This is a genomic window from Phenylobacterium sp., from assembly GCF_031360265.1.
Lineage (GTDB): Bacteria > Pseudomonadota > Alphaproteobacteria > Caulobacterales > Caulobacteraceae > Phenylobacterium.
This window is the reverse complement of record NZ_JANMBF010000131.1, coordinates 1-26,355: the sequence shown is the minus strand read 5'-3', so window position 1 is coordinate 26,355 and position 26,355 is coordinate 1. Positions and strand designations below refer to the sequence as shown.

Genomic DNA, 26,355 nt, shown 5'->3' with positions numbered 1-26,355 from the left:
TCCCTCAAGAAGGCGAACTTCAGATCCAGCACACTAGACCCTGTCCCGGTTGACTTGACTCACGTCAGCCGGGATCAAACAGGGTCGCCGCTCTATCTGGAGCCCTTCTCCTCCACTCAGGTTGAGCCAACCTGAGTGGGAAGGGCTCTAGAACCCCCGCGTCCCTTCCGACCGGAGCCTGCCCTTGCCGCGCCTCTTCAGCGCCTACGTGATCGTCGACTGGAGCGCCGCCTCCAGACCGACCACAGGGGCGGATTCCATCTGGATCGGCGTGCTGAAGCGCGATGTGCGCTTTCGCCTGGCGTTCGAAAGCTTCAACGAGGCCACCCGCGTCGAGGCGGAAGCCCGCCTGGGTCTGATCCTTGGCGATCTTAGGAAGCGATCAGAGCGGGCGCTGGTGGGCTTCGACTTTCCTCTGGGCTTCCCGCGCGGCTTCGCCGCCGCCGCGAAGCTGAAGGGCGAGCCGTGGCGCGCGGCCTGGGACGAGCTGGGCAAGCGCGTGGTCGACAAACCCGGCAACGTCAACAACCGCTTCAACGTGGCCGCCCAGCTCAACCGGCTGCTGACCGATGGCCCGTTCCCCTTCTGGGGATGTCCTCCCAAGGACGTGCAGACCACGCTCACCGCCACCAAGAGCCGCGCCCACGGCCCCGGCGACCTGCCCGAACTGCGCCACGCCGAGGTCGTCGCCAAGGGCGCGGCGTCGATCTGGAAGACCTACTACAACGGCTCCGTCGGCGGCCAGGCGATCATGGGCATCCCGCTGGCGCGCCGCCTGAAGATCGCGCGCGGCGACGCGGCCAAGGTCTGGCCGTTCGAGACGGGATTCAAGCCCTTGACCGAGGCCGACCTGGCCGGCGTCGATGTGGTGCTGGCCGAGGTCTATCCCTCGCTGGTCAAGCCGCAGGGCGCGGCCGGCGAGATCAAGGACCTGATGCAGGTTCGCACGCTCGCCGAACACTTCGCCAGGCTGGACGAGGCCAGCAAGCTCGGCGAACTTTTCGGCCCGCCGAAGGGCGCGCCCGCCGACGCGGTGCTCGAGGCCGAGCGCGAAGAGGGCTGGATCCTGGGCGCCGGGGCCTAACCCTTCAGGCTCAATCGCCAGAACCTCACCAGCAGCAGCAGTGCGGAGATCACGCTGGCGATCACCACCGCCCAGACCATGCCGACGATGCCCATCCCCCGCGGGATCGCCAGCCACCAGGCAAGCGGCATCATGATGACGACATAGCTGGTCAGGTGCGTGCCCGTTGGCAGCCATACGTCCCCCCGGGCCCGGAGCGCCTGGGCGGTCACCACCTGCAGCGAATCTGGGAAATACATCAGGCACGACAGGGCCAGCGCCGGGATGGCCATGGCCAGGGTCGCCGGATTGCCGGTATAGGCCGCCGCGATCAGCCTGGCGTTCGGCCAGACGAGCAGCGACACCGCGGCGCCGAACAGGCCGGTGACGCCAAAGGCGATCATACCTGCGCGGATCATGCCGATGGGATCGCGCGCGCCATAGGCCCGGCCCACCCGCACCGCGGCGCCGGTCGACAGCCCCAGCGGGACCATGAACACGATGGCCGCGACATTGAGCACGATCGCCCAGGCCGCCACCGCCAGGCCACCGATCCAGCCGGCGATGATGTTCATGCTGGCGAAGGCGGCGACCTCGAAGAAGTTCGACGCGCCCGCCCCGAATCCGATCCGCCGCTGCTCGGCCTCGGCGGCGCGGTTCCGCTCCGGCCTGTCAAAGACACCCAGCGCCCGCGCCTCGGGCATCAAGGCGATGTAGCCCAGCATGGCCACGGCGAGGAACGTCCGGGCGCCCGTGGTGGCCCAGGCGCCGCCCATGGCGCCCATCGCCGGCAATCCCCACGTTCCGGGGACCAGCAACAGGTCCAGCGCCAGGTTGATGGCGTTGGCGATCCACATGATCCAGGCGCCTGGGCCGGGCCGCGACAGGCCTTCCAGCCAGAAACTGGCGCTGACACTCAGCGCATAGCCCGGCAGCGACAGGCAGAAGACCAGCAGGACCCGGCTTGCGCCGTCGGCCAGGCTCGGCTCCAGCCCGATGGCGTGCAGGAACAGGGGTCCGCCCAGCGCCAGGACGCCGGCCGAGATCACACCGATCCACAGGCTGTAGCCAAGGCCCCGGCGCAGCACCACGCCGGTCTCATTGCGCCGGCCTTCGCCGATCGCGCGGGCGGTCATCACCTGGATGCCGGTCAGCAGGCCGATGGCCATGGTCACCACCACGCTGGTCGGGGCCCAGCCCAGCGCGTGATAGCCGAGCTCGCTCGCCGAATAGCGGCCCACGACGATAGCGTCGGACAAGCCCATCGCCATGATGCCCAGGCGCGAAATCACCACCGGCCCCGACAGCTTCAAGAGCTGGGTCAGTTCGCTGCGGACGGGACGGGGACGCCCTTCCACGACGGAGGACGCCTGGGCCGCGGGGCGGTCCATGGCGGGAGATCCTGACTTTCAAAGAGGGGCGGACTTTGAAGCCGACATCAGCGGGGGGCAAGCCAAGCTTGACGTCGGCCTCCCGCATTTCCCGCGCCGTGTCGCGGAAGGCACATCCGGAGCGCGCCGGTCCGCCGTATGCTCACCGGAACAGGGGAGTGCGAAATGAGCCGGATCATCGACAGACGGGTGTGCGCGGAGATGGACGGCGGCTTCGTCGTCTTCCTGATCGGCATGCGGGTGAACAGGCTGTGGAAAATCTGGAAGTGGATGCCGGTAGCCAGGGCCATGACGCGGATGCTGATCGAATTGGGCAAGCACCCGGAGCTGGGCCTGCTGCGCGTCGAGAGCCAGTTCAGTTTTCCCAACATCACCGCCACCCAGTACTGGACAAGCTTCGAGGCGCTAGAGACCTACGCCAAGGCCCGCGACCACGCCCACCTGCCCGCCTGGCAGGCGTTCAACAAGGCCGTGGCCTCCAACGGCGACGTCGGCATTTGGCACGAGACCTATGTCGTAGAGTCCGGAAAATATGAGAACATCTACAACAACATGCCACCCTACGGCCTGGGCGCGATCGGGCGCGTTGTCGATGCGGTGGGTGCGCGTCAGGAAGCCCGGCAGCGGGTGAAGGGCAAGGTCGCGGCCTAGGGCCCGCAGCCAATTTCGCCCATCGCCACGCAAGCTGGGCCCTTGGTTTTTCAGCCCGCCGGGAACCCGGTAAGGCGCGAAGCTCGCCGAAATCTGCGCGGCGCCAGTCGATCAGCTTTCGCCTGTGGGGCGAGTCCCGTTGAAGGCATAGCAATTTCGCATACCATGGTTCGGCTTGATGAAAGCTGAACACGGAGGGCTAGGTTATGACTTTTAAGTATCTCTTGGCCGGTGCGGCCATGGCGGCGGGCCTCGCGGGCGCCGTGGCGGCCAACGCCAGCGTCGTCGTCGGTACGGAAGACGCAGTGAAGGGATTTACCGGGAATTTTCTCGAAAGTGTTTTCCCGGGGACGAAGTACCTCGTCGCCAGCGACGGTGAGGTCGTGTTCCGCCCGTTCGGCGCCACCTTTGACGTCAGCGACGGCCTGGATTTCAGCGGGGTGCCTTTCGTTTGGGATCAAGCCGCCGACAGTCATTGGACCGCGCTGACGGCAAAGCAGACCTGGGTGCTTCCGGCGACGACCACCTGCGGCAGTGAAAACGAACCCAAGTGCGAGTTCGTGGGGCACTTCATTTCGCCGTCCGCCTGGAACCCGTCCGCCATCGGGACCTGGTTGATATTGAACCCGGCCGGCAAGGTCAGTGACAAGATCGTGACGTTCAATTCGGCCGTTGGCGCGGAGCTCAAGTTCTACTCCGATCCCTTCAGCGTGCCCGAGGCCTCCACCTGGACACTGATGCTGATGGGCTTCGGCGGCCTAGGCGCCGTGCTTCGTCGCCGGCGGGAGACCGCCACAGCGGCCGCCTAGATGTGGAGCCTCAATCGGTTGTCCGCGGCCAGGCGGAGACTGTCTGACGGTGAGTAGGCTGTTGGTCCAGGCGTTCAGAGTTGACTGAGAGTTGGATCAACGCGGTCCAAACGGCTCAGTCTTGAAACGAAGACCAAGCCCCGGCCTCGCAGGAGCGCCGGGGCTTTCTACGTCCCCGGCGCCATCCTTGTCCCCGCCGGGTCGGTCGCCTCGTCTGCATCCTCGCCCCAGCGGCGGATGAAGGGTCCGGCCACCAGGAACACCACGCCGAACGCCATGCCGGCCGCGCCGATCCAGGTGAAGACCTGGAGCGCGCTGTGCAGCGCGGCGGCCGGGTCCAGCACCTGGCCGCCGACGGTGTCGCTGGAGGCCATGGAGGCGATCTTGCCGCCGATGAACCGCGCCCATGAACTCGATAGCGACCACATGGCGAGAATTGTCGCCACCAGGGCCGCCGGTGACAGTCGGCTCACTACGGCCAGCCCCACCGGCGACAGGCAGAGCTCCCCAGTGGTGTGCAGCAGATAGGCGCCGACCAGGAAATAGAGCGGCAGGCGATACTGCGCGTCCGCGAACTGCGCGCCCCAGACCAGGAACAGGAACCCGGCACCGACCTGCAGCAGCGCGATTCCGAACTTGAACATCGGCGGCGGATCGGCTTGCCGGCGGCCGAGGTAGGCCCACAGCGCCGCGAAGATCGGCGCGCCGATCAGGATGAAACCCGGGTTGATCGACTGGGTCTGGGACGAGGTCATGGTCATGTCGATCCACCAGACCTGATCGGGCGTCAGACCGGCGGCGGCCAGCATGACCTTGGAACCGAAGAATACGGTGTGGCCGAAAAGCGGAAGCCGGAGCGGCGAGGCCAGGATGGTCAGGTTGGTGTTGCGGTCAGCGAAAAGACTGAGGGAGCTGCCGGCCTGTTCGAACAGGGTCCAGAACACCACCGAGCCCAACATCAGCACGAAGGCCAGGCCGATCCGGCGTCGCTCTACAGGCGTGCATTTCCGCGCCATGTAGAGGCCCAGGTAGATCAGCGCCGCGACGGTGACGATGGAGAGCGCCCCGCCCACCACGGCGCTTTGCCGCATCAGCAGGTTGACTCCACCGACTCCCAACAGGGCGCCGGCATAGATCAGGTGCTCGCGGCTGATCGGACCGGCGACTTTCTGGGCCAGGCGCGCCGGATCCGGGGGTTCGCCCGCGCCGTCGAGGAGCGGTTTGCCAATGATGAAAACCAGATAGCCGGCGATCATTCCAGCCGCCGCGGCGCCGAAACCGGCCCACCAGCCGATCGTCTCGCCCAGCCACCCGCAAAGGATGCCGGCCCAGAAGGCTCCCAGGTTGACGCCGTAGTAGAAGAGGGTGAACCCGCCCGCCCGGCGCGGATCGTCGCGGCCATACATCTGCGCGACCAGCGGCGAAGTCTTGAGGAACGCTACGCCCATGACGATCAGCGAGAGCGCCAGGAACAGCAGGTTGGCGTGTAGAGCGTCGCGGCCGACCACGCTGATCTGATAGTCGGCCTTGGCCAGGTGCGACGGGATGGAGGCGCCGGCCGGCAGGCCCTTGATATCGAGGCCGCCATCTGGCTGAGACCTGAAGGCGTAAGGCTTGCCGTCCACCTCCAGCCGCACCTTGCGGGTCGAGGCCCGGCCCTCGGTCTGGACGGCATAGGCGTGGCCATGGGTGGTAAGGATATTCTGAGCCGGGCGGCCCTCCATGGCCATGGTCAGGTGGCCGGCCACCAGCAGAAGGCAGCCGAACGCCACCGCCTTGCGCACGCCCAGGATCCGGTCGGCGATGATCCCGCCGGCCAGGGGCAGGAGGGCGACCATGGTGGTATAGGCGCCATAGCGGCCGGCCGCGACCTTGTCGTCGAACAGGAAATGCTGCGTCAGGTAGAAAATCAGCAGCGCCCGCATGCCGTAGTAGGAGAAACGCTCCCAGGTCTCGGCGAAAAAGACGATGATCAGGCCGCGAGGCTGATCGCGCAGCTGCATGACCACGGGGATCATGGTGAGGGCGGTGATGAACGCACCCAGGACGATGATGAAGCTCATCGGGCAGACCTATCGTCCGCCGATCTGAACCGGAAGACCTGGCGGGCGATTTAGGCGCCGGCAGATTCCACAGACACCATATCTATCCCTCGTCAGCCACCAGCTTGCCGCCGCCGCGGGCGGATCATCCCCTAGTGTCCCGATTCCGAAGTTCGCGGGCGCCTGAGGCAGGTGCGGACGAACTTCGGAATCGATGAGGACGCTAGCAAGCCTTTGTTTCCTAGTGTGCTTCTTGGATCTGAAGTTCGCTCAGAGCCTGATCCCTCAAGAAGGCGAACTTCAGATCCAGCACACTAGACGTTGCGTCTCGGGATCCTCGCCCGGGCGGGGATGCGCGAAGTCAGTTTGCGCCCGCCGCCGCCCGCGCCGCGTCGACCCGGTCGTCCTTCAGCTTCTCCGCCACCAGGAAGGCCAGTTCCAGCGCCTGTTCGCCATTGAGGCGCGGGTCGCAGTGGGTGTGGTAGCGGTCGGCCAGATCGCCCTCGGTAACTTCACGGGCGCCGCCGGTGCATTCGGTGACGTTCTGGCCGGTCATCTCCAGGTGGACGCCGCCGGGGTGGACATCCTCGGCCTTGCAGATCTCCACGAAGCTTTCGACCTCCGAAAGGATCCGGTCGAACGGCCGGGTCTTGTAGCCGTTGTTGGCCGTGAGCGTGTTGCCGTGCATCGGGTCGATCGCCCAGACCACAGATTTGCCGGCCGCCCTGGTGGCGCGCAGCAGGGCCGGCAGGCGCGCCGCGATCCTGTCGTGGCCGAAACGCCCATAGAGCGTCAGGCGACCGGGCTCGTTGGCCGGGCTGAGCGCGTCGCACAGGCGCAGCAGGTCGTCAGCCTCCATCGTCGGGCCGCACTTCACGCCGACGGGGTTCCTGATGCCCTTGAAGAATTCCACGTGGGCGCCGTCAAGGTCGCGGGTGCGCTCGCCGATCCACACCAGGTGGGCGGAGGTGTCGTACCATTGGCCCGAGGTGGAATCGACGCGGGTCATCGCTTCTTCGAGATTGAGTAGCAGGGCTTCGTGGCTGGTGAAGAACTCCACCTGGTGCAGGGCCGGCTGGCTTTCCGGGGTGACGCCGATGGCTTGCATGAACATCAGGGTTTCGCTGATCTTCTCGGCGACCTCGCGATAGCGCGCGCCCTGTGGGCTGTCGGCCACGAACCCCAGGGTCCAGCGATGGATGTTGTGCAGGTCGGCATAGCCGCCGCCCGCGAAGGCGCGCAGCAGGTTGAGCGTCGCGGCCGACTGCGAATAGGCCTGGATCAGCCGCTGGGGATCCGGGGTGCGGGCCTCAGGTGTGAACTCCATGCCGTTGATGATGTCGCCGCGATAGGACGGCAGGGTGACGCCGCCGACGGTCTCGATGGGCGCCGAGCGCGGCTTGGCGAACTGGCCGGCCATGCGGCCCACCTTCACCACCGGCTTGCCGCCGGCGAAGGTCAGCACCACCGCCATCTGCAGGATCAGGCGGAAGGTGTCGCGAATGTTGTCGGCGTGGAATTCCTTGAAGCTCTCGGCGCAGTCGCCGCCCTGCAACAGGAAGGCGCGGCCCTCCGACACGTCGGCCAGCAGGCTCTTTAGCCGGCGCGCCTCGCCGGCGAACACCAGTGGCGGCATGCCGCGCAGGGTCTGTTCCGCCTTGGCCAGCGCGGCCAGGTCGGGATAGTCCCCAGGCATGTGCTTGGCTGGCTTCGCGCGCCAGGACGCCGGCGTCCAATGTTCCGTCATAACCGCCACTCCACGCCCCCGTTTCGACGACCGGCTCGGAGCCGGAGGGACGAAACCGCGCCTTCTACTCCAGGATGGGGGTCGAGGTCGATGCTTGCCGGGCCGAGGGATCGGCTTCGTCAGCCGGCATGTTCATCACGCCCAACATCACGACCATGGAGCCCAGGGCCAGCCACCATTCCTGCCAGACTCCGAAATTGACGCCGAACAACAGGTAGACGGTCGCACTGGCCGCCGTGGCGGCCGCCGCGAGGCTCGGCGCGGAGCGCGACAGCCGCCACAGCACAAGGCCCCAGAAGGCGGCCGCGGCCACCGCCCCGACCGCGCCCAATTCCAGCCAGATCTGCAGCGGAATATTGTGTGGGTGCAGGATGATGCCGGGGCCGAACATGCGGCTCGCGTCCAGGCCCCAGCCGCGCACCGGATGGATATGAATCCAGTCGATGGCGTGGCTCCAGTAGCCCATGCGCAGGGAGTCGGTCTTCGGAAGGTGATCTTCGATCGCGCCATAGTTGAGGAAGCGCCGCACCGCCCAGACGATCAGCGCCACAAGCAGGTAGAGCGCCGCGACCAGGGCGGCCATGATCTTGGGCGCAACGTTCGGCCATCGCCAGACGGCCAGCGCCGCCAGCGGCGCCAGGACGAGGCCGATTACCGGGGCGTCCGCCTCGAAGGCATGCGCCGCCGCACCCGCCCCCAGGACCATCGTCAGCGCCAGCCAGGGCCGCCACCGCGGTGGCGCTCCGCAGGCCGCCAGCGGCCAGATCAGGCCCAATACGAACGTCGCGTGTCCGATATTGGATTCCGCCAGGTCAGCGCGGATCGGCTGGTAGAGGACATGCAGCGTCTTGTAGATCGCCCCGCGCGTCGCCGCTTCCTCCAGCAGGATCAGGCCGAACAGAGCGCAGCCCCAGGCCATGATGTGCAGCGCCCGGGCCCGCAGGGCGGGATCGGCGCGCCGCGCCGCCGAGATCGCGCTCCAATAGAGCGGCAGCTCGAAGGCCAGTTTCAGAATGCTGGTGTGTTCCAGGTTGCTGGGCTGATAGGGGCTCCAGGTCGTTGAGACAGCCGCCCAGATCAGCGCCGCGAACAGGAGGATCGCCACCGGCCTGTCCCGGTCGTCAATTCGGGCCGCAGGCAGGCAGAGCAGGCCCACCAGCGACAGCAACGCGGCAAATCCGAGCGGCCACAGATAGCCGATCGGGGGAGCCAGGACCGCCGCCCCGATCAGCACCCGGCCACACCAGATCCCCAGCGGATCGCGCGGCAGAACAGCCGCGCCCGACAACGTCATGCGACCTGACCCAGGCCCATGGGCTGATGCTTCTCGCGCATCGTCACCAGTTCCTCGGCCAGCGTCGGATGCACCGCGCAGGTGGAATCCCACTGGGCCTTGGTGACGCCCATTTTCATGGCGATGGCGGCCATCTGGATCATTTCCGGGGCGTCGGGACCGACCACGTGGCAGCCCACCACCTTGTCGGAGGCGCAATCGACGACCAGCTTCATCAGCGCGCGCTCGTCGGCGCCGGTGAACGTGTATTTCATCGGCCGGAACCGGGCGAGATAGATGTCGACCTTGCCGTACTGCTTGCGCGCGTCGGCCTCGCTCAGCCCCACCGAGCCGATCGGCGGCTGCGAGAAGACCGCCGAGGCCACCATTTCGTGGTCGAACCGGGTGGGCGTGTCGTGGAAGACGCTGCGCGCGAAGGCCTCCCCCTCGCGGATCGCCACCGGGGTCAGGTTGATCCGGTCGGTGACGTCGCCGACGGCCCAGATGTTCTCGACATTGGTGCGGCTGTAGCCATCGACGGCCACGGCGCCCTTGTCGGTCAGGGTCACGCCGGCGGCCTCCAGGCCCAATCCCTCGACATAGGGTTCGCGGCCTATTGCGAACATCACCACGTCGCTCTCGGTCTCGTGGTCGCCCGAGAATTTGCTGACGAAGCCGCCGGCCGATTTTTCGATGGCCGTGTGCTGGGTCCCGAGCAACACCTTGATCCCACGTTTTTCCAGCTCCTCTGTCAGGTGGCTGCGCACGTCGTCGTCGAAACCGCGCAGGATGTTAGGGCCGCGGTGGACCAGCGTCGTCTCGACCCCCAGGCCGTTGAAGATGCCGGCGAACTCAACGGCGATGTAGCCGCCCCCGGCGATGACGATCCGCCTGGGCAACTCGGCCAGCTGGAACGCCTCGTTGGAGGTGATCGCCAGATCGCAACCCGGCAAGCCGCTCGGCCGCCAGGGTCGGCCGCCGGTGGCGATCAGGATCTTGTCGGCCGTCCGCGTCCCCAGGCCGTCAATCGTCACGGTATGGGCGTCGAGCAACCGGGCCTTGCCGTGCGCCAGCTCGGCGCCGGCGTTCTGCAGGTTGCGGACATAGATCCCGGAGAGCCGTGCGATTTCCTTGTCCTTCTCGGCCAGGAACGTCGGCCAGTCGAAGGTCGCCCCCTCGATGGCCCATCCATAGCCTTTGGCTGTCTTGAAATGATGTGCGAATTCCGAGGCGTAGACCATGAACTTCTTCGGCACGCAGCCGCGGATCACGCAGGTGCCGCCGACCCTGTGCTCCTCGGCCACCGCCACCTTGGCGCCCGACATCGCCGCCACACGGGCCGCGCGCACGCCGCCGGAGCCCGCGCCGATGACGAAGAGATCGTAGTCGTAGGTCGCCACGGGGAGGTCCTTCCTCAGGGTTCAATGGTCTTGACGCCGTCGGGACCACCGATCAGCGCCTGGTCGGCCAGGTCCAGGAACAGGCCGTGGTCGACGACCCCGGTGACGCTCTTCAGCGCGAACGCCAGCGCCGCGGGCTCCTCGATCCGCCCACAGGCTGCGTCATAGATCAGGTTGCCGCCGTCGGTTCGCACGGGTTGACCGTCCTTCATCCGCAGGCGGGGCGCCGCACCGATGTCGCATTCGCCCAGCGCGTCGCAGATGCGCAGCGCGGTGATCTTGTGCCCGAACGCCACGACCTCGATGGGCAGGGGGAATTTCCCCAGCATCTGCACGGGCTTGGCGGCGTCAGCTATGACGATGCAGCGACGCGACGCCTCCCACACCAGCTTCTCGCGCAGCAGGGCCGCGCCGGCGCCCTTGATCAGCGAAAGGCCCGGCCCGATCTCGTCGGCGCCGTCCACGGTCAGGTCGATCTCGCGCGTTTCGCCCAGCTCGGCGACCGTCATGCCAAGGCTGGTGGCCAGGTCGGCCGTCGCGATGGAGGTCGCCACGCAGGTGATCTTCAGCCCGCGCGCCGCCAGCGCCTTCACAAACCACACGGCCGTCGAGCCGGTGCCCAACCCCACAACCATGCCGTCCTCGACCAGAAGAGCGGCGGCGTCGCCGGCAGCCCGCTTTTGAGCGTCGATGTCGCTCAATGAAACACCCGCCGCGCGGATGGAGTGCGACAGGAGATCATTTTCGGCCCCCGCTCCGGCCCTGCTTCATCGCCCGGAACCGCGCCGCCCAGGCGGATTTTTCGAGCTGCGCACCGCGTTCCAGGGCCAGCGCGTCCGGCGCAACGTCGCGGGTGATCACCGAGCCGGAGCCGGTGTAGGCTCCCGCCCCGATGGTCACCGGCGCCACCAGCGAACTGTTCGAGCCGATGAAGGCGTTCGGCCCCACATGAGTCTGGTGCTTGTCGAACCCGTCATAGTTGCAGAAGATCGTTCCGGCGCCGATGTTCGCGCCCGCCCCCACCGAACCGTCGCCCAGATAGCTCAGGTGGTTGGCCTTGGCGCCCTTGCCGACGGTGACTTTCTTGACCTCGACGAAGTTGCCAATGTGGGCGGCCTCGCCAATGTCGGCGCCTGGCCGCAGCCGCGCATAGGGCCCGACGATGGCGCCGGCGCGCACCACGCAGCCCTCAAGGTGGCTGAAGGCGCGGATCACGGCGTCGGTGTCCACCGTCACACCCGGTCCGAAGACCACGAATTGCTCGACGGTAGAGCCGGGCGCGATCTGGGTGTCCCAGGCCAAGTGCACGGTCTCCGGGGCGATCATGGCCACACCCTCGGTGAGAAAATGCGCCCGCCGGCGTTGCTGGAAGGCCGCTTCGGCCTGCGCCAGCTGCATCGGCGTGTCGCAGCCCATCACCGCGCTTTCCGGGGCGATGGAGGCCTTGACGCGCGCCTCATCGACGGCCGCCAGGTGGACGATCTCGGTCAGGTAGTACTCGCCCTTGGCGTTGTCGTTGGTCGTCCGATCAAGCCAGCCGAACAACCGATCCTTCTCGGCGCAGAGCATGCCGGCGTAGCAAGCCCTGACCGCCCGCTCCTCCGGCGTCGCCTCCTTGGCCTCGACGATGCGAATCACATGGCCATCAGCACCGCGGATCAGCCGGCCATAAAGCAGCGCGTCGTGCGGCTCGAACCCCAGCAGCGCCAGCGCCACCCCGTCGCGGCGCATGGCGAACAGCGGCTCCAGGTCGTGCGGCGTCAGCAGCGGACAATCGGCATTGGTCACCAGCACGTCGCCGGTGAAGTCCGCCAGCGCCGCGCGCGCCGCCAGCACCGCGTGCCCGGTGCCGAGCGGAGGATCCTGCACCGCCACCGCTCCCTCGCCCAGTCGCTTGGCCACCAGGTCGCGGACCGCGCCGCCACCGGCGCCCACCACCACCACGATCCGATCGCAACCGGTAGCCTCGACGGTGTCGATCACGCGATCCAGCAGCGTCCGGCCGCCGACCTTGTGCAGCACCTTGGGCACGGCGGACTTCATCCGCGTGCCAGCTCCGGCGGCGAGGATTACGGCGGCGCGGGCTGTCATCGTGGGCGTCCCCTGCTGCGAGTCATCGAATGTCGGGCTGAGGCTTACCAAGCCTTGGCGCCGGGCGCGAGAAACAGCTAGCCTCGCAGCGTCTTTGGGGAGTTGTTCATGAAAACGCGCGTCGGCCTTGCCGCCCTCTTTTCCGCCTGCGCGATCGGCGCGGTGAGCACAGCCGTGGCGGCCCCGCCGCCCGCGCCAAAGGACCCCAAGGTTCTGGAGGCCGCTTTCGACGCCCAGATCGATCCCGCCGAGATGGGCGGCTGGCTGAAGCTGCTGGCCGCCGAACCCAACCACGTGGGCTCCAGACACGACAAGACCAATGCCGAATGGATCGCCGCGCAGCTGAAGTCCTGGGGCTGGGACGCCAAGATCGAGACCTTCGAGGTGCTCTACCCCACCCCGCTCAGCGAGACCCTCGAGCTGGTCGGCGGCGCGGGCGCGCCGTTCAAGGCCACGCTCACCGAGCCGCCGGTCCCCGGCGATCCGGCCACCGAGACCAAGGACGCGCTGCCGGCCTATGTGGCCTTTCAGGGCGACGGCGACGTCACCGCACCGCTGGTCTACGTCAACTATGGCATGCCCGCCGACTACGACGCGCTCGAGCGCATGGGCATCTCGGTCAAGGGCAAGATCGCCATCGCCCGGTATGGCGCCGGCTGGCGCGGCCTGAAGCCCAAGCTTGCCCAGGACCACGGGGCGGTCGGTGCGATCATCTATTCTGACCCACGTGACGACGGCTACGCCACCGACGACGTCTATCCCAAGGGCGCCGCGCGGCCGCCGCGCGGGTTCCAGCGCGGCTCGGTAGCCGACATGCCGATCTATCCCGGCGATCCCCTGACCCCTGGCGTCGGCGCGACCAAGGACGCCAAGAGGCTCGACCGCAAGGACGCCCAGACTATCCTGAAGATTCCGACCCTGCCGATCTCCTACGCCGATGCGCAGGTGCTGCTGGCCTCGCTGGACGGTCCGGTGGCGCCGGCCGGCTGGCGCGGGTCGCTGCCGATCACCTATCACGTGGGTCCGGGCGGCGGTCAGGTCCACCTGGCGGTCAAGTCCGACTGGTCGCTGAAGACCATCTATGACGTGGTCGGCACGCTGAAGGGCAAGGAGCAGCCCGACGCGTGGATCATCCGCGGCAACCACCATGACGGCTGGGTGATGGGTGCGTCGGACCCGCTGTCGGGCCAGATCGCCCTTCTGGCCGAGGCCAAGGCGTTCGGGATCCTGATGAAGAGCGGCTGGCGGCCAAAGCGCACCATCGTCTACGCCAGCTGGGACGCCGAGGAGCCGATGCTGCTGGGCTCCACGGAATGGGCCGAGACCCACGCCGCCGAGCTGAAGGCCAAGGGCGTCGTCTACATCAACTCCGACGGCAACGGCCGCGGCTTCCTCGGCGCTGCCGGCAGCCACGCCTTCCAGCATTTCGTGGGACAGGTGGCCGCCGATGTGAAGGACCCGCAGACCGGGGTCTCGGTCGGGGAGCGGCTGCGGGCGCGCCTGGCGGTGGCCGCGGCCGAGCCTGGCGCCACCGAAGCGGCCAAGGCGGCCGGCAAGATAGCCTCGGACCCCGCCAAGGACCTGCCGATCAATCCGCTGGGCTCCGGCTCGGACTATTCGGCCTTCCTCCAGCACCTGGGGCTGGCCTCCATCGACATCGGCTATGGCGGCGAGGGCGTCAGCGACGGGGTCTATCACTCGCTCTACGACGACTATGAGCATCACAGCCGTTTCGTCGATCCGGGCTTCGCCTATGACGCGGTGCTGGCCAAGACCGTGGGGCGCATCGTCCTGCGGATGGCCGACGCCGAGCTGCCCCTGCAACGCTATGGAGACTTCGCCGAGACCGTCGGTCGCTATCTCGACGAGGTGAAGAAGCTGGACGGGACCACCCGCGACGAGGCCAGAGCCCAGGCCCGCCTGCTCGCGTCCGGCGCCTATGGGCTGGCCGCGGACCCGACGCTGGGCCATGCCCCGCCGATCGCGCTGGCGCAGTCGCCCCCCCTGGATTTCGCCGCCCTGGAGGCCGTCGTGGCCAGGCTGAAGACCAGCGCGACCGCCTTCGACACCGCCCTGGCCGCCAAGGGCGCCGGGCTCAGCAAGGCTCAGAAGACCAGGCTCGACGCCGTCATCCGGCCGCTGGAACAGAGCCTGCTGCGCGAGGAGGGCCTGCCCGGCCGCCCCTGGTACATGAACATGGTCTATGCCCCCGGCCGCTTCACCGGCTATGGCGCCAAGACCTTGCCGGGGGTGCGTGAAGCGATCGAGGAGCGGCGCTTCGACGACGCGCAGAAATACGTCGGGCTCACCGGCCTGGCGCTCGGCGCCTACGCCAGCCACCTCGACGCCGCCACCGCGATCATCAATGGCGGCTAGTCTTGGACTTGCCGGCGCGGTCATCGCCTTCGACCTCGACGGCACCCTGGTCGACACCGCCCCGGACCTGATCGCCACGCTGAACGTGCTTCTGGCCCAGGAGGGCCTGGCGCCGCGTCCGCTGGACGAAGGCCGCCCGTTCATCGGACGCGGCGCGAAGTGGATGATCGAGCGCGGCTTCCAGGCGGCCGGCGCGCCACTGGCGCCGGATCGGGTGCAGCCGTTGTTCGACCGCTTCCTGGTCCACTACCGCGCCCACATCGCCGACGAGAGCCGGCCGTACCCGGGCTGCGTCGCAGCGTTGGAAATGCTCCGGAGCCAGGGCGCGCGCCTGGCGGTCTGCACCAACAAGCAGACCGGCCTGTCCACCGTCCTGCTCGACGCGCTGGACATGTCGCGCCTGTTCGACGCGGTGATCGGCGCCGACGCCGCCCCGGCGCCGAAGCCCGACCGCCGCCACCTGGAAACCGCCATCGCCGCGGCCGGCGGAACCCCGGGTCGCGCCATCCTGGTCGGTGACGCCGCCACCGACGCCGGTGCGGCGCGCGCCGCGGGCGTCCCGCTGATCCTGGTGAGCTTCGGCTACACCGAAATCCCGGTCCGCGATCTGGCCCCCGACATCCTGATCGACCGCTTCGACCAGCTGCCCGACGCCTGCACGCGCCTGCTGGGCGCTTGAAAGCGACAAGGCGCCGGGCTATAGGCCCCATCCTTCGCGACCGGCGCTCAGCGCCTCGCGCGAGAGGATGCGTAGCTCAGCGGGAGAGCACCTCGTTCACACCGAGGGGGTCACAGGTTCAATCCCTGTCGCATCCACCATCACCCTGCTGAGCGGCGCCGGCAGCGATAATTGTATGCATAAAAACCTTGAACCCATAGATTGTTGTGCGTACAAATAAGGCATGGAGATCGAATTCGACAGCAAGATAAGCGAGGCGAATGCGGCGAGCCGCGGCCTTCCATTCGGGTTGGCGGCCGAGTTCGATTGGATCACGGCCCTGGGGGTCGCCGATATACGCGCCACGCCTATCCGGAACCTCGGTTCCTGGCCCACGGCCTGATCGCCGATCGCCTGCACGCGGTCTTCTTCACGCCGACGGTCGAGGGCGTTCGCGCGATCCGTTTCCGCAAGGCCAATGCACGGGAGATCCGGGAATATGTCCAAGCCAGATCCTGAAATGATCGATGACGAAAATCTGGAATGGACGGACGAGATGTTCGCCCGCGCGCGCCCGGCGGCCGAGATCATGGGCGCGGCGTTCATGGAGATGGCCCGCAGGCCGGGGCGGCCGAAGGTCGTGGCGCCGAAGGAGCCGGTGACCCTCCGGTTTGACGCCGCGGTTGCACGGCATCTGCGCGCCAGCGGCAAGGGCTGGCAGACGCGGGTCAACGACGCGCTGGCGCGGCTGATCTCCGAGGGCGCGCTCTAACGGCGCGTCAGTCCCTGCTGCGCCATGCGCCATTTGAGCTGATCGAACCGGTCCTGGCCGAAGAAGGCCTCGCCATTGAACACCGTCATCGGCACGCCCCAGTGGCCGGCGGCCCGCTGGGCGAGCTGGTTTTCCTCGACGACCGCGATGAAAGGGGCCGGATCGGCATCGACCGCGGCGGCCATCTCGGCGAAGTCCAGGCCGGCGCGCTCGGCGGCCTGGGCCAGGTGGTCGCCCTCATGCCAGTTGTCGGTGGCCCCGCCCCAGATGATCTTGCTGACCTCCTCCAGGAACGGAACCCCCCTGCCCCGCTGCGCCGCAGCCACGCCCAGGTGGGTGAGGCGGTGAATGTGAGGCTGCTTCATGCGGTAACCCTCGTCGGGCGAACGCTGCACCGGGTCGGGCCTCGGCCAGCGGAACGGCAGGCCCAGGAAGGCCGCCTCGCGGAACACGTCGGTCATGAAATAGGAGAGCCAGAGCGAGTCCTGCTGCTCGAAGAACTCCGGGGTGCGCACCGCCAGCGGATAGACCGGCTTCACCTGGCAGGCGACGTCATCCTCGCGTTCCAGCGCCGCCAGCCTGGGCATGACCATGTAGGAATAGGGTGAACGGAAGGACCAGTAGAGGTCGAAGCTGAGCGTCATCGGCGCCCCCGCGAGCCATTTCCTGGCGCGACTGAACCTGTACCATAGGCCGCTCGGACGCGAATGTGGGAGACGGCATGAACTGGCGAAGTCTCGGCATGGCGGCGGCGATCCTGGCGCTGTGGGTTGCGCCGGCGGCGGCCCAGGCGCCCCCAGTGCCCGACGGCCTGAAGGTGATCTTCTGCGGCACCTCGGGCCCCCTGCCGATCCCGGGCCGGGCCAAGGCCTGCGTGGCGATCCAGGCCGGTGGCTCGCTCTACCTCGTCGACGTCGGGCCGGAGTCCACAAAGAACCTGATGCTCTGGCGGCTGCCGCTGGCCACCGCCAAGGCAGTGTTCATCACGCACCTGCATTCCGATCACATCGGCGATCTCGGCGAGTTCAACATGCAAAGCTGGGTCGCCGGGCGGCCCGCGCCATTGGCCGTGGTCGGGCCGCCAGGCGTCGAGAAACTCGCCCAGGGGTTCAACCTGGCCTACGAGAACGACCACGGGTTCCGAAAGGCCCACCATGAGCACGGCGGCTTCACCTTTCCGATTCCCGCGGGCTTGCTGAGGGCCCAGGTCGTCCAGTCGCCGAAGGTGGGCGCATCGGGGGCGGCCACCGCCACCGTCTGGCGCGACGGCCCGCTCACCGTCACCGCCATCGTCGTGGCCCACGATCCGATCAAGCCGGCCTTCGCCTATCGCTTCGACTACAAGGGCCGCTCCGTGGTGGTCAGCGGCGACACCCGCAAATGGCCGCCGCTGGCGATCGCCGCCAAGGGCGCCGACGTGCTGATCCACGAAGCGCAGAACAGCGACATGACCCGGATGATGGTTCAGGGCCTGACCACGATGGGCAACGCGCGGGCCGCGTCGATGATGACCGACACCTTGAGCTACCACACTACCCCGGTGGAGGCGGCTGACATCGCGCGGATGGCCGGGGTGAAGGCGCTGGTGCTCTATCACCTGACCCAGTCGGGCCTGCCGTTCTATACGCCGCAGGGCTTTACCAGGGGCATGGAAGTGGGCGCTCAGCTCGACTGGCGGCTGTCGAAGGACGGGATGACCATCGACCTGCCGGCCGGCGGCGGCGAAATCCGCTTCGGCCAGTTCTGAGCGACGGTCTCAGCGCGCGGCGAGGTTCATCGGCGGCTGGTGTTCCTCGATCAGATCGACCCGCTCGGCCTCGCGCACGGCGCGAGTGACGTTGAGCCGGGTCAGCACCGCGGCGTCGGCATAGGCGCCGCGGGCTTTTTCCAGGGCCTGGCGCCAAACCTGGTTGGCCAGGTTGTCGGTTTCGCCGGCGAAGATCACCGTCGCGCCCTCCTTGGTCAGCCTGGCGATGACGAAATTGGCGCCCGCTGGCGGCAGGAAACGCTCCTCCTCCAGGGCCGAATAGCGGTAGCGGGCGCCGGACTTTCCGGCGAGCTCGAATTGGCGGCTCACAACACTCTCCACCGGGGGACGACGCGAACTGGGTCCTGAGGCCGGACCGGGGCTCATGCTTACCCGGGGGACTTGGGCCAAAAGTGGGCTCAGCTTGACCATGGAGACGGCTTTCATGCGATGCGACCCGCTCGTTCGCGCTTCGGAAAAGCGACAGGCAGGCCCTGGGGGGAACAACCGGCGCCGTAAGACGTTCGAGCCCTGCGCCGCCTCTGTTAGGGTCATATCCGACCCGGGAGCGCGACTCGAAATCCAGTCGCCCCTGTCATCGGAGCCCGCGAGACTGTCCTTGATGGAGAAACCTGCGGAATTCAGCGTGCGAAGCGCGGCGGAGAGCCCCGATGTCCAGCTCGTGGGAGACTGGACCGCCAGCAGTCTTGGCGACGCGCCGGCGCGCCTGGCGGCGGCGCTGCGGGGCCAATCCGACCTGGCCATCGACATCCGCGAGGTGCGTCGCCTCGACACCGCCGGCGCCTACGGACTGATCCGCGCGATCGGCGCCGGTTTCGATCCCGCCCAGGTCAAGGGGCGCCCGGAAAGCCTGCGGCTGCTGCAGCTTGTCGCCGCCGCCGTCCATGCCGCGCCGGTCGCCCCGGTCGTCTCCAAGGGGTTTCGCGAGCTGACCGTGCGGATCGGCAAGGGCGTGATGAACCTCGGCCACGAGTTCCTCGACACCATGGCCTTCCTCGGCCACCTGCTGGTGGCTGCGGCCCGATCTTCGGTCTTTCTGGTGACCAATCCCCGGCGTATCCGCTGGGCGGCGATCTTCTCGCTGGCCGAGCGCGCAGGGCTCGACGCGATCCCGATCGTCGCCGTCACCTCGTTTTTCATCGGCGCCGTCGTGGGCCTGCTGGGCGCCAATATGCTTCGCCAGTTCGGCGCCGAAGTGTTCGCCGTCGAGCTGATCGGCATCGCCGTGCTGCGCGAGTTCAACATCATTATCACCGCCATCCTGCTGGCGGGCCGCTCGGCCTCCAGCTTCGCCGCCGAGCTCGGCTCGATGAAGATGAACCAGGAGATCGACGCCATGAAGGTGATGGGCGTCGATCCCTTCGAGGCGCTGGTGCTACCGCGCTTCATCGCGCTCCTGGCGACGATCCCGCTGTTGACCTTCGTCGCGACCCTGGCGGGCCTGTTCGGCGGGATGATCGTGGTCTGGACGGTGCTCGACCTTGGTCCCGCGTTCTTCCTGCAACGCATCGTCGACAATGTCGGGGCGACGCACTTCTGGATCGGCATGTCCAAGGCCCCGGTGATGGCCGCGGTGATCGCCGGCATCGGCTGCCGTCAGGGCCTGGAGGTCGGCGGCGACGTGGAATCGCTCGGTCGGCGGGTGACGGCGGCGGTGGTGCACGCCATCTTCGCGATCATCATGATCGATGCGGCCTTCGCGCTGCTCTACATGCACCTGAACATATGACCGACACCCTCGCCAATCCCGACCGCGCCGACGACGAGCTGCTCGATAGCGAGGGGCCGGCGGTCGAGGTGCGCGGTCTGACCTCGACGTTTGGCGATAACGTCATTCACCAGGATCTGGAGATCACCGCCTTGCGTGGTGAGGTGTTGGGGGTGGTCGGTGGATCCGGCTCCGGTAAGTCGGTGCTGCTCAACACCATCATCGGCCTGCGCGAGCCTCAGGCAGGGCAGATCCGGGTCTTCGGACAGGACATCGAACGCGCCTCGCGGCGGCGCTGGCGGGCGATCGAACGCCGGTGGGGGGTGCTGTTCCAGCAAGGCGCACTGTTCTCCAACCTGACCATCCGGGAAAATGTCGCGGCGCCGATGTTCGAGCACACAGGCATGAGCAAACCGCAGGCCTATGACCTCGCCGACCTGAAGATCGCCCTGGTCGGCCTGGGTCCAGAGGCCGGCAGCCTGAAGCCCGCGGAGCTCTCCGGGGGCATGCGCAAGCGGGCGGGCCTGGCGCGCGCCTTGGCCCTCGACCCTGAACTGCTGTTCCTCGACGAGCCCACCGCCGGCCTCGACCCGATCAGCGCCGCGGCCTTCGACGAGCTGATCAAGGACCTGTCGGACAGCCTGGACCTGACGGTCTTCATGATCACCCACGATCTCGACACCCTCTACGAGATCACCGACCGCGTCGCGGTCATCGCCGACCGGAAGGTGGTGGCCACCGCGCCGGTGCGCGAACTCGAACATGCGGACCACCCCTGGATCCGCGAGTATTTCCTGGGTCCGCGCGGCAGAGCCGCCGCCGCGGGCCGGGAGAAGACGGAGGCCTGATGGAAAAGAACGCCAACTATGCCCTGGTGGGCCTCTCCTCGCTGATCCTGTTCGTTGGGCTGGTGATCTTCGTGGTCTGGCTGGCGCGGGTGTCATTCTCCCAGGAATACGACCTCTACGACATCGTCTTCGACGGCCCGGTCCGGGGTCTCAGCCAGGGGGGCGAGGTGCATTTCAACGGTATCAAGGTGGGCGAGGTCGCCAAGATCGCGCTCGACCGAACCAACCCCAGCCGGGTGATCGCCCGGGCGCGGGTGACCTCCGACGTGCCGATCCGCATCGACAGCTTCGCCACCCTGGAACCGCAGGGAATCACCGGCGTCAACTACGTCCAGATCACTGCCGGCACAGCCTCAAAACCGCTGCTGAAGGTGGCCGAGAAGGCGCAGTGCGAGGCCAGAGGCATGAGCCCCTGCATTCCGATCCTGAAGAGCCAGCGCAGTGCGCTATCGGACCTGCTGGAGGGCGGCGGCACCGTGCTGACCCGGACCATCGAGGCGCTGGACCGGGTCAATCGCGTGCTGTCCGACCAGAATATCAAGACCTTCTCGGCGACGCTGTCGGACGCCCAGGCAGTCTCGGCGGAGCTTCGGGAGCGCAAGGAAATTGTCGGTGACGCCCAGAAACTGATCCAGGATATCGACGCCGCCACCGAGCATGCCGACGGAATTCTGCTGGCGACCCGCCAGCTGGTCGACGGGGACGGCAAGCGCGGTGTCAAGAACATCGCCGACGCCGCCGAGGAGGCCAAGGGCGCCACCAAGGACCTGCGCGCCATGGTCGACAAACTTCAGGGCCCCACCGCCGACTTCGCCACCAATGGCCTGCCGCAGATCACCGCCGCCGTCGTCGAACTGCAGAGCGCGGCGCAGTCGCTTCAACGGCTGGTCAACGAAATCCAGCGAAGCCCAACGGGGGTGCTCGGCAAGGCCCCCGCCGAAGAATTGAAGGTCAAGCCATGATCCGTTCCCCGCGGCGCCTGGCGCCAATCATCCGGATCGTCGGAATCGGAACCATCGTCGTGGCGCTCAGCGGCTGCATCTCGCTGTTGCCCAAGAGCAAGCCGGTGCAACTCTACCGCTTCGCGCCGGCGGGCGCTGAAAAGGCCGACCTCCCGCGACCGAACGCCATCGCGGTGTTCCGCACCAACGGCAGCTTCCAGAGCGAGGCGGCCGACGATCGCATCCTGACCGTCAGCGGGGGCAAGGCGGCCTATGTGGGACAGAGCCGCTGGGTCGCGCCGGCCGAACTGTTGTTCGACGAGGCGGTGGGTCAGGCGTTCGACGCCAGCGCCGTGCGGCTGATCGCGCGTGGACAGCAGGGCCGGTTCGCCTATGCGCTGAGGCTCGACGTGCGCAATTTCGAGACCCGCTATGACGCCGGGTCCAGGGCCGCACCGACCGTCGTCGTGCGGCTGCACGCCGCGCTGACCCGCTCCGACCAGACCCGTGTCGGGGAACAGGACTTCGAAGCCAGGGTCCGCGCGGGCGACAATCGCGTGGGCGAAATCGTCGGCGCCTACAACAAGGCGGTCGGCGAGGTGATCGGCAAGCTGATCGCCTGGACCGAGGCCAACGCGACCTAAGCTGTCGCGATCCCCGCCAGTCGCCGGGCGGCCGTTACGGTGTTCTGCAGCAGCACCGCCACGGTCATCAGGCCGACGCCGCCGGGCGCGGGGGTGATCCATCCGGCGACCTGGCTGACGGCCTTGAAGTCGACATCGCCCACTACCTTGGTCCGCCCGGCCGCCGCCTTCGCCGGGTCATCGAAGGGCACCCGGTTGATGCCGACATCGATAACCGCGGCGCCCGGCTTGACCCAATCCGCCTTGATCATTCGCGGGCGACCGACCGCGGCCACCAGTATATCGGCCTCGCGGCAGACGGCGGGCAGGTCACGGGTCCGCGAATGGGCGATGGTCACCGTGCAATCGGCCTGCAGCAGCAACTGCGCCACCGGCCGACCCACCAGAACCGAGCGGCCCACCACCACAGCGCGCAGGCCCGTGAGGTCGCCGAGGGTTTCCCGCAGCAGAATCATGCAGCCCAGTGGCGTGCAGGGCGTCAGTGCGGGCAGGCCGCTGGCCAGCCGTCCGGCGTTGACCACATGCAGGCCATCGACATCCTTGTCCGGGCTGATCGCCGCCAGCACGGCGTGCTCGTCCAGTGACTTCGGCAGGGGCAGCTGAACCAGGATGCCGTGGATCGTCGGGTCGTCGTTCAACGCGCCGACCAGCCTTAGCAGGTCATGCTGCGTCGTATCGGCCGGCAACCGGTGGGTCACCGAGTGCATGCCGACGGCGAGCGAGTGCTCACCCTTGGAGCGGACGTAGATTTCGCTGGCCGGGTCCTCGCCCACCAGCACCACCGCCAGGCCCGGCTGCAAGCCATGCTCGGCCTTCAGCATCGCCACCTCGTCGGCCACCTGGGCGCGCAGCCGCTCAGCGTAAAGCTTGCCATCGATCAGCTTGGCGGAAGACTCAGGCAAGGGCGTGCTCCGGAAACAGTCGCCCCGACTAGCCGTTCACGCGGTGCGGCGCAAATCCCGCGCAGGCCCGCCGCTCAATCCACGCCGTAGAGCACCACATAGGGGTCGGTCTCGCCGGAGAGCACGTCGGCCAGTGGAATCGGGCGCCAGCCGATGGTCTGGGTGTCGCTCGCATGCCAGGCCAGTACGATCAGATCGCGCAGCTCCGCCGCGCCCGCCGCGAGCCGCTCGGTAGCGAAGGCTGCGCCCCGTGGGTCACCGACCTTCAGACCGCCGGCCTTTTCCAGCTGATACAGGGGAATCACCAGCGCGCCGGTGGCGGCCAGATAGTCGGCGGTGCGCTGTTCGATCGTGCCGCCCAGGGCGCGCGGCGGCGGCATCCTCAGCGCCACCCCCGCCGCGTCGACAGCCCTGCGGACGAGTTCGCTCTCGAAAAGGCTATGGATCCTGGCGGTCGTGTAGCCATCCGGATTGGGGAAATCGCCCCAGCCGTTGTAGTGGATGGACACATGCAGCGGCTGGCTGCCGTCGCCGACGAAATGGGACAGCTCGCCCAGAGTCACCAGCAGTTGCGCTTCGCGACGGCGGCGATCGGCGGTGAACCAGCCCCGATGGGCCGCCCAGGCGGGATGTCTTTCGGCAAACCTCAGCGCGCGCCACATGGCGAAGTCACGGGTCAGCTGCTGGTAGCGGTCGATGATGGCGTAGGGCAGCACACCCGCCTTCCACTCATCCTGACCGACCGCGCGCATCGCGGTGTCGTACGCCGCCCGCGTCGCCGGCAGGGCGGCAAGCCTGGGGCCCCCAAGGATTGACCCGTCGTCGCTGAGATCGACGAAGTGCTCGGGATCGTGATCGGCGTCGTGGAGGCGACCCGCGCCCTTCCAGCGGTCGGGCTCGCGGGACAGCTCGCCGAGGTCCACGATGGCCCGGGGCGTCCGCAGGAAGGCGGGCAAGTCCGCCGGCAGGGCGCGCAGGGCCGCCTCCCCTATCATCCGATGGCCGCTGGCGCCCCACGCCAGGGCTGGATCGGGGTCGGTCATCGCAAGGGTGGCGATCGCTGCGAGGAAGGCAATGCGTCTCATGGCTTCGGTCTGTCGGCTCGCCGCGCCGAAGGCAAGGGGCTCAGGCGGTGATCTTCAGCGCCCGTTCGACGCGGCCGATCCAGGCGCGCACCCGCGGATATGCCCCAAGATCGAAGCCGCCTTCATCGGCGACGCGGGTGTAGGCGACCAGCGCGACGTCGGCGAGGCTGAGGATCTGCCCCACCAGAAATGGCGCGGCGGCAAGGCCGTCCTCCAGCCTCTGCAAGGCCGCCTTACCGCGCTCGACGATCCGCGGTTCCAGGTCGCCCACCGCCTTGCCCAGGTAGCGGAGTTGGAAGCGGGCGACCGCCACATAGGGTTCGTGGCTGTACTGTTCCCAGAACATCCATTCCAGCATCCGCGCGCGGTCGTAGGCGTCCCGCGGTATCAGCGCCGACCCCTGCGCCAGGTACAGGATAATCGCGTTCGACTGCGCCAGGGGTCGACCGTCATCGAGCACCAGGGCCGGGACCTGACCTGCCGGATTGATCGCCAGATAGGCTGGCGTGCGGCTCTGCCCCGCCATGATGTCGGTCTCGATCCAGTCGTAGGAAAGCCCGAGCGAATCGGCGACCCATTTCACCTTCAGGCAGTTGCCGGAGATCGAATCCCCATAGATTTTCATGGCGCAATTCCGGTGACGCTTGACGACTCTAAGCTCGGAAATGCCCTGGGGGCGCAAGCCAAGCTCTCTGCCAGGCCCTGTCAGAAAACCTCATGGGCCGCGGCGCCTCACCGCGCGCGGGGTTGGCGCCCTGGCAGAGTCCCGGTAAGAGTCCGGCCGCACCAGTTCAACGACGAAGGAGGACGCCGTCCATGCGACGCCGCCTCGCCGCCCTGGCAACCCTGTCCCTGATCCTCGCCAGTTCCGGCGCGCAAGCCGCGTCCGGAGACCCCGTGGGCGACCTGATCATGTCGGTCATCACCGGCGTTCTGCCGGCCGGTCCCGGCTGGAACCTGAAGGCCACGCTCTATCATGCCGGGGCCAAGGGCGTTGGCGCTCTGGACTCCCTCGGCTGCCGGGTGGTGGCCATGCGCACCGTCGCCATCGACAGCCGGCTGATCCCCAAGCGCAGCGTGCTGTTCATCAAGGAGACCGTCGGCCTGGCCATGCCGGATGGCACCGCCCACGACGGCTACTGGTACGCCTCGGACACGGGCGGCGCGATCAAGGGCCAGCGGATCGACCTCTACACCGGCAAGGGCGCCCGTTCGATGGGCCAGGTCCGGACGCTAAACCTCGCCAGCCTGTCGGCGATCAAGGTCGGCGACTTCAAGGGCTGCCCGCCCGGTTAGATCCCGGACGACGCCCCGAAAATCCTCCCAGACGGCTCACCGCCTTGCCCGGCGAACCTCAACCTGTCTGGAGACCGCAATGATCCATAAGCCAAATTTCTTCGTCTTCACCGGCGGGCCAGGAGTCGGCAAGACAACCCTGATCCGCCATCTGCAGGCGCTTGGCGAGAAGGTCGTGGAAGAGACCCACCGAGCGGTGATCGCCGAGCAGGTGGCCGCCGGCAGCCGCGCTGTGCCGTGGGATGACTTCGCGGCCTGCTGTGCGCTCTGCGTGGCGCGCGACATCGAGAAGTTTGACGCGCGCGCAGGCGAAACGTCCCGCATCTTCTTCGATCGAGGCATCCTCGACGGCTTCGACCCACGATGGACACCGCCGCCGGACCTGCTCGCGGCCGCCCGCGCCCGCCGCTACAACCGGCGGCTCTTCGTGTTCCCGCCCTGGCGGGAGATCTACGAAACGGACACCGAGCGGCGGCAGGACTGGGACGAGGCCGTGGCGACCTTCCCGCGTATCCTGCGGGTGGCCGGGGGCTTCGGCTACGAGCCCATCGTCGTGCCCAAGGCCGACGTCGCGACGCGGGCGGCCTTCGTGCTTGACCACGCAAGCTAGACGTCACCGACCCGGTTCGCATCCCTATCGCGTCTCGCGCGTTATGTTGCCCTCAGATACATCTCAGACACAGATCGGATCGAAACCATGCGCAAGACTTTCGCGATCGCCGCCCTCGCGGCTGCCCTCGCCGGCCCGCTCGCCTTTAGCTCAACGGACGCCTACGCCTCCTGCCAGGGACGCAAGAACACCGGCACGGTGATCGGCGGGGTCGGCGGGGCTCTGCTTGGCAACTCTATTTCCAAGGGCGGCGGCGGCGCAGTCATCGGCGGCCTGGGTG

Annotated in this window: 25 protein-coding genes, 1 tRNA gene and 2 pseudogenes; 16 read left to right on the top strand and 12 right to left on the bottom strand. The window is 67.7% G+C overall.

The features are described from left to right. Positions 1-184 precede the first annotated feature (184 nt). Complete coding sequence (locus RMN86_RS12280; protein ID WP_309606130.1) at positions 185-1,084, top strand: cobalamin biosynthesis protein CbiG; 900 nt, start codon at positions 185-187, stop codon at positions 1,082-1,084. Here RMN86_RS12280 and RMN86_RS12275 read toward each other — a convergent pair. Further along, entirely contained in the window at positions 1,081-2,454 is a 1,374-nt protein-coding gene (locus RMN86_RS12275; RefSeq protein WP_309606129.1) for an MATE family efflux transporter, read from the bottom strand. The two genes, RMN86_RS12280 and RMN86_RS12275, sit on opposite strands and share 4 nt — an antisense overlap. A 165-nt stretch (positions 2,455-2,619) precedes the next feature. Here RMN86_RS12275 and RMN86_RS12270 point away from each other — a divergent pair, with 165 nt between their 5' ends. Together RMN86_RS12270 and RMN86_RS12265 are read left to right on the top strand one after the other, a co-directional pair. Continuing rightward, complete coding sequence (locus tag RMN86_RS12270; RefSeq protein ID WP_309606128.1) at positions 2,620-3,105, top strand: DUF4188 domain-containing protein; 486 nt, start codon at positions 2,620-2,622, stop codon at positions 3,103-3,105. Positions 3,106-3,311: 206 nt separating this feature from the next. Continuing rightward, complete coding sequence (locus RMN86_RS12265) at positions 3,312-3,914, top strand: PEP-CTERM sorting domain-containing protein (RefSeq protein WP_309606127.1); 603 nt, start codon at positions 3,312-3,314, stop codon at positions 3,912-3,914. Positions 3,915-4,081: 167 nt separating this feature from the next. Here RMN86_RS12265 and RMN86_RS12260 read toward each other — a convergent pair whose 3' ends face one another. The 6 genes and pseudogenes from RMN86_RS12260 to glmU form a co-directional block, all read right to left on the bottom strand. After that, entirely contained in the window at positions 4,082-5,977 is a 1,896-nt protein-coding gene (locus RMN86_RS12260; protein WP_309606126.1) for an MFS transporter, read from the bottom strand. Between the two features lie 340 nt (positions 5,978-6,317). Continuing rightward, positions 6,318-7,703, bottom strand: coding sequence for a class II 3-deoxy-7-phosphoheptulonate synthase (locus tag RMN86_RS12255; protein ID WP_309606125.1), 1,386 nt, complete (start codon positions 7,701-7,703; stop codon positions 6,318-6,320). A 64-nt stretch (positions 7,704-7,767) separates the two neighbouring features. Further along, entirely contained in the window at positions 7,768-8,997 is a 1,230-nt protein-coding gene (locus RMN86_RS12250) for an O-antigen ligase family protein (protein ID WP_309606124.1), read from the bottom strand. After that, complete coding sequence (gene gor, locus RMN86_RS12245) at positions 8,994-10,376, bottom strand: glutathione-disulfide reductase (protein WP_309606123.1); 1,383 nt, start codon at positions 10,374-10,376, stop codon at positions 8,994-8,996. The genes RMN86_RS12250 and gor overlap by 4 nt, the downstream gene beginning before the upstream one ends. A gap of 14 nt (positions 10,377-10,390) precedes the next feature. Next, positions 10,391-11,077 (bottom strand): ribose-5-phosphate isomerase RpiA, encoded by a 687-nt coding sequence (gene rpiA, locus RMN86_RS12240; protein ID WP_309606122.1) that lies wholly within the window; start codon positions 11,075-11,077, stop codon positions 10,391-10,393. Between the two features lie 37 nt (positions 11,078-11,114). Further along, positions 11,115-12,493, bottom strand: a pseudogene (gene glmU, locus RMN86_RS12235) (bifunctional UDP-N-acetylglucosamine diphosphorylase/glucosamine-1-phosphate N-acetyltransferase GlmU). Between the two features lie 82 nt (positions 12,494-12,575). Between glmU and RMN86_RS12230 the strand changes: the two are divergent. The 5 genes from RMN86_RS12230 (at position 12,576) to RMN86_RS12210 (ending at position 16,273) form a co-directional block, all read left to right on the top strand. Beyond that, on the top strand, positions 12,576-14,843 hold the full coding sequence (locus RMN86_RS12230) for a transferrin receptor-like dimerization domain-containing protein (protein WP_309606120.1): 2,268 nt from the start codon (positions 12,576-12,578) through the stop codon (positions 14,841-14,843). Next, a complete protein-coding gene (gene gph / locus RMN86_RS12225; protein ID WP_309606119.1) occupies positions 14,833-15,522 on the top strand; it encodes a phosphoglycolate phosphatase in 690 nt (229 codons plus the stop codon). The genes RMN86_RS12230 and gph overlap by 11 nt, the downstream gene beginning before the upstream one ends. 65 nt (positions 15,523-15,587) lie before the next feature. Beyond that, positions 15,588-15,662 (top strand) — tRNA-Val (locus RMN86_RS12220). Positions 15,663-15,828: 166 nt separating this feature from the next. Then, positions 15,829-16,020, top strand: coding sequence for a hypothetical protein (locus RMN86_RS12215; protein ID WP_309606118.1), 192 nt, complete (start codon positions 15,829-15,831; stop codon positions 16,018-16,020). A gap of 1 nt (position 16,021) precedes the next feature. Continuing rightward, positions 16,022-16,273: a BrnA antitoxin family protein gene (locus RMN86_RS12210; protein ID WP_309606117.1), complete on the top strand. Its 252-nt coding sequence runs from the start codon at positions 16,022-16,024 to the stop codon at positions 16,271-16,273. Here RMN86_RS12210 and RMN86_RS12205 read toward each other — a convergent pair. After that, positions 16,270-16,917, bottom strand: coding sequence for a DsbA family protein (locus tag RMN86_RS12205; protein WP_309606116.1), 648 nt, complete (start codon positions 16,915-16,917; stop codon positions 16,270-16,272). The genes RMN86_RS12210 and RMN86_RS12205 overlap by 4 nt on opposite strands. Before the next feature lie 77 nt (positions 16,918-16,994). On the opposite strand from RMN86_RS12205, the gene RMN86_RS12200 reads away from it, so the two are divergent. Beyond that, complete coding sequence (locus RMN86_RS12200) at positions 16,995-18,020, top strand: MBL fold metallo-hydrolase (RefSeq protein WP_309606115.1); 1,026 nt, start codon at positions 16,995-16,997, stop codon at positions 18,018-18,020. A 9-nt stretch (positions 18,021-18,029) separates the two neighbouring features. On the opposite strand, the gene RMN86_RS12195 is transcribed toward RMN86_RS12200, so the two are convergent. Continuing rightward, a complete protein-coding gene (locus tag RMN86_RS12195) occupies positions 18,030-18,350 on the bottom strand; it encodes a hypothetical protein (RefSeq protein ID WP_309606114.1) in 321 nt (106 codons plus the stop codon). 292 nt (positions 18,351-18,642) lie between these two features. On the opposite strand from RMN86_RS12195, the gene RMN86_RS12190 reads away from it, so the two are divergent. From RMN86_RS12190 to RMN86_RS12175, 4 genes are read left to right on the top strand one after another with little or no spacing between them, the layout of a single operon-like run. Further along, on the top strand, positions 18,643-19,770 hold the full coding sequence (locus tag RMN86_RS12190; protein ID WP_309606113.1) for an ABC transporter permease: 1,128 nt from the start codon (positions 18,643-18,645) through the stop codon (positions 19,768-19,770). Continuing rightward, entirely contained in the window at positions 19,767-20,597 is an 831-nt protein-coding gene (locus RMN86_RS12185) for an ATP-binding cassette domain-containing protein (protein WP_309606112.1), read from the top strand. Before RMN86_RS12190 ends, RMN86_RS12185 begins: the two co-directional genes overlap by 4 nt. Next, on the top strand, positions 20,597-21,559 hold the full coding sequence (locus tag RMN86_RS12180) for an MlaD family protein (RefSeq protein ID WP_309606110.1): 963 nt from the start codon (positions 20,597-20,599) through the stop codon (positions 21,557-21,559). The genes RMN86_RS12185 and RMN86_RS12180 overlap by 1 nt, the downstream gene beginning before the upstream one ends. Beyond that, positions 21,556-22,182 carry an ABC-type transport auxiliary lipoprotein family protein gene (locus RMN86_RS12175; RefSeq protein ID WP_309606109.1) on the top strand — a complete coding sequence of 209 codons (627 nt, stop codon included), beginning with the start codon at positions 21,556-21,558 and terminating at the stop codon, positions 22,180-22,182. Before RMN86_RS12180 ends, RMN86_RS12175 begins: the two co-directional genes overlap by 4 nt. On the opposite strand, the gene folD is transcribed toward RMN86_RS12175, so the two are convergent. The 3 genes from folD to RMN86_RS12160 all read right to left on the bottom strand — a co-directional run bounded on the left by folD (position 22,179) and on the right by RMN86_RS12160 (position 24,794). Further along, the gene (gene folD / locus RMN86_RS12170; RefSeq protein WP_309606108.1) at positions 22,179-23,084 is read right to left on the bottom strand and encodes a bifunctional methylenetetrahydrofolate dehydrogenase/methenyltetrahydrofolate cyclohydrolase FolD; all 906 of its coding nucleotides are present in this window, start codon (positions 23,082-23,084) and stop codon (positions 22,179-22,181) included. The genes RMN86_RS12175 and folD overlap by 4 nt on opposite strands. A 74-nt stretch (positions 23,085-23,158) precedes the next feature. Beyond that, a complete protein-coding gene (locus RMN86_RS12165) occupies positions 23,159-24,169 on the bottom strand; it encodes a S1/P1 Nuclease (RefSeq protein WP_309606107.1) in 1,011 nt (336 codons plus the stop codon). A gap of 40 nt (positions 24,170-24,209) precedes the next feature. Then, entirely contained in the window at positions 24,210-24,794 is a 585-nt protein-coding gene (locus RMN86_RS12160) for a glutathione S-transferase family protein (RefSeq protein WP_309606106.1), read from the bottom strand. 191 nt (positions 24,795-24,985) lie between these two features. On the opposite strand from RMN86_RS12160, the gene RMN86_RS12155 reads away from it, so the two are divergent. From RMN86_RS12155 to RMN86_RS12145, 3 genes and pseudogenes are all read left to right on the top strand, one after another. Then, complete coding sequence (locus RMN86_RS12155; RefSeq protein WP_309606105.1) at positions 24,986-25,465, top strand: 3D domain-containing protein; 480 nt, start codon at positions 24,986-24,988, stop codon at positions 25,463-25,465. Positions 25,466-25,544: 79 nt separating this feature from the next. Then, complete coding sequence (locus tag RMN86_RS12150; RefSeq protein ID WP_309606104.1) at positions 25,545-26,075, top strand: AAA family ATPase; 531 nt, start codon at positions 25,545-25,547, stop codon at positions 26,073-26,075. 87 nt (positions 26,076-26,162) lie between these two features. Continuing rightward, a pseudogene (locus RMN86_RS12145) lies at positions 26,163-26,355 on the top strand (hypothetical protein); the annotation flags it as partial.

Excerpts from the sequence above, each read along its gene's own strand:
- RMN86_RS12275 (WP_309606129.1), bottom strand. The coding sequence starts at position 2,454 with ATGGACCGCCCCGCGGCCCAGGCGTCCTCCGTCGTGGAAGGGCGTCCC.
- RMN86_RS12270 (WP_309606128.1), top strand. The coding sequence starts at position 2,620 with ATGAGCCGGATCATCGACAGACGGGTGTGCGCGGAGATGGACGGCGGC.
- RMN86_RS12265 (WP_309606127.1), top strand. The coding sequence starts at position 3,312 with ATGACTTTTAAGTATCTCTTGGCCGGTGCGGCCATGGCGGCGGGCCTC.
- RMN86_RS12260 (WP_309606126.1), bottom strand. The coding sequence starts at position 5,977 with ATGAGCTTCATCATCGTCCTGGGTGCGTTCATCACCGCCCTCACCATG.
- RMN86_RS12255 (WP_309606125.1), bottom strand. The coding sequence starts at position 7,703 with ATGACGGAACATTGGACGCCGGCGTCCTGGCGCGCGAAGCCAGCCAAG.
- RMN86_RS12250 (WP_309606124.1), bottom strand. The coding sequence starts at position 8,997 with ATGACGTTGTCGGGCGCGGCTGTTCTGCCGCGCGATCCGCTGGGGATC.
- RMN86_RS12230 (WP_309606120.1), top strand. The coding sequence starts at position 12,576 with ATGAAAACGCGCGTCGGCCTTGCCGCCCTCTTTTCCGCCTGCGCGATC.
- gph (WP_309606119.1), top strand. The coding sequence starts at position 14,833 with ATGGCGGCTAGTCTTGGACTTGCCGGCGCGGTCATCGCCTTCGACCTC.
- RMN86_RS12210 (WP_309606117.1), top strand. The coding sequence starts at position 16,022 with ATGATCGATGACGAAAATCTGGAATGGACGGACGAGATGTTCGCCCGC.
- RMN86_RS12205 (WP_309606116.1), bottom strand. The coding sequence starts at position 16,917 with ATGACGCTCAGCTTCGACCTCTACTGGTCCTTCCGTTCACCCTATTCC.
- RMN86_RS12200 (WP_309606115.1), top strand. The coding sequence starts at position 16,995 with ATGAACTGGCGAAGTCTCGGCATGGCGGCGGCGATCCTGGCGCTGTGG.
- RMN86_RS12190 (WP_309606113.1), top strand. The coding sequence starts at position 18,643 with ATGGAGAAACCTGCGGAATTCAGCGTGCGAAGCGCGGCGGAGAGCCCC.
- RMN86_RS12185 (WP_309606112.1), top strand. The coding sequence starts at position 19,767 with ATGACCGACACCCTCGCCAATCCCGACCGCGCCGACGACGAGCTGCTC.
- RMN86_RS12180 (WP_309606110.1), top strand. The coding sequence starts at position 20,597 with ATGGAAAAGAACGCCAACTATGCCCTGGTGGGCCTCTCCTCGCTGATC.
- RMN86_RS12175 (WP_309606109.1), top strand. The coding sequence starts at position 21,556 with ATGATCCGTTCCCCGCGGCGCCTGGCGCCAATCATCCGGATCGTCGGA.
- RMN86_RS12165 (WP_309606107.1), bottom strand. The coding sequence starts at position 24,169 with ATGAGACGCATTGCCTTCCTCGCAGCGATCGCCACCCTTGCGATGACC.
- RMN86_RS12160 (WP_309606106.1), bottom strand. The coding sequence starts at position 24,794 with ATGAAAATCTATGGGGATTCGATCTCCGGCAACTGCCTGAAGGTGAAA.
- RMN86_RS12155 (WP_309606105.1), top strand. The coding sequence starts at position 24,986 with ATGCGACGCCGCCTCGCCGCCCTGGCAACCCTGTCCCTGATCCTCGCC.
- RMN86_RS12150 (WP_309606104.1), top strand. The coding sequence starts at position 25,545 with ATGATCCATAAGCCAAATTTCTTCGTCTTCACCGGCGGGCCAGGAGTC.